This window comes from Microbacterium sp. LRZ72, assembly GCF_033792225.1.
Lineage (GTDB): Bacteria > Actinomycetota > Actinomycetes > Actinomycetales > Microbacteriaceae > Microbacterium.
Window position 1 is genome coordinate 1 of sequence record NZ_JANGEX010000037.1, and the last position, 1,347, is coordinate 1,347.

At 66.6% G+C, this 1,347-nt stretch carries 2 protein-coding genes; both read left to right on the top strand.

Annotated elements, in window-relative coordinates; genetic code table 11:
• The first annotated feature begins 73 nt into the window (after positions 1-73).
• Positions 74-391, top strand: a complete 318-nt coding sequence (locus M4I32_RS15130) for a transposase (protein ID WP_319035310.1) — start codon at positions 74-76, stop codon at positions 389-391.
• Positions 388-1,338: an integrase core domain-containing protein gene (locus M4I32_RS15135; RefSeq protein WP_319035311.1), complete on the top strand. Its 951-nt coding sequence runs from the start codon at positions 388-390 to the stop codon at positions 1,336-1,338. The genes M4I32_RS15130 and M4I32_RS15135 overlap by 4 nt, the downstream gene beginning before the upstream one ends.
• Positions 1,339-1,347 lie beyond the last annotated feature (9 nt).

Consider the following 1,347-nt stretch of genomic DNA (forward strand, 5'->3'; position numbering starts at 1 on the left):
TGTCGCGCGTCAGAATGTGTGGCAGGGGTAGCTAGTTGCTGATGCAACTCCCCAGCTGAGAGGTCTGAATGTCATGAGTCGTCCACCGACGATCCCCGCGGAGAAGAAGCTCCGCATCGTGTTGTCCGTGCTGCAGGGCGAGATCACGGTCGCTGAGGCCGCCCGGCGGGAGAAGGTCTCTGAGCAGGCCATCGGGAACTGGAAGCGCCAGTTCCTCGAGGGAGGCAAGGCCGGCATCGAGGCCGGCAAGTCGAAGCCGTCGACCCGCGAGCAGCAGCTCGAGGACGAGGTCGCCGAGCTCACCACCGCGCTCGGTGAGGCGGCGGTCGAGATCCGGGTCTGGAAGAAGAGCGCGGAGGGCCGCTTGGGCCCTTCGAGGACCTCGAGGTGATCCGCACTGAGGCGGGCATGTCGACCGCGAGGTTCTGCCAACTGATCGACATGCCCGAACGCACCTGGCGGCGCTGGCAGGCCAAGGCGAAGCAGTCCCAGCCGTCGAGGGGCCCGTGGCCGCAGCCGGCCAGGGACGCCGCACGCCAGCTCGCGACGAAGCATGCGCTGGCGCACCCGGCGTGGGGGCACCGGAAGATCTGGGCGATGACCCGACACGAGGGACACAAGGTCTCGCAGGCGACCGTGCTGCGGCTGCTCCGCGACGATGGACTGATCCTCCCGTCGGAATATCAGAGACAGCGCCGCGAGCTGGCGAAGGATCGCAAGGCGGCGTTCGCCAAGGACCCGACCGGCCCGAACCAGGTGTGGCAGCTCGACTTCAGCGAGTTCGAAACCACTCAAGGTGGGACCTGGCGGATCGCGGGGTGCCGGGACTGGTATTCCAAGCTCGAGCACCCGTTCCACACGTCGCCGACCGCGAACCAGCACGACGCGATCGCCGCGATCGAGCTGGCCCTCGCCGACTACGAGTCCATGTTCGGCCACCCGCTCGCCGACACCTGCCCCATCGACCCGGAGACCGGCGAAGTCATGCCCGTGCTGACGATCGTGACGGACAACGGTGGTCCGTTCCGGTCGCTGAACTTCGAACTGTTCATCATGCGCCACCCCGAGCTGCGACACGTCCGCACGCGCGTGAAGTCGCCGGGACAGAACGGGTCACGCGAACGCGGGTTCGGGACACTGAAATACGAGCGACTGTTCCTCGACGACATCCCCGACGCGCTCACCCTCGTCGAACGCGCCGAGGACTACCGGGTCGAATACAACGAGGTCCGCCCTCACGAGGCGATCGCCTGGAACCGGCCCATCGACGTGCACACGGGCCTGGCCGACCCCACCATCCCCAACTTCGAAAGAGAAGAAATCCTGCCAAGTACTTGACGCGGGACA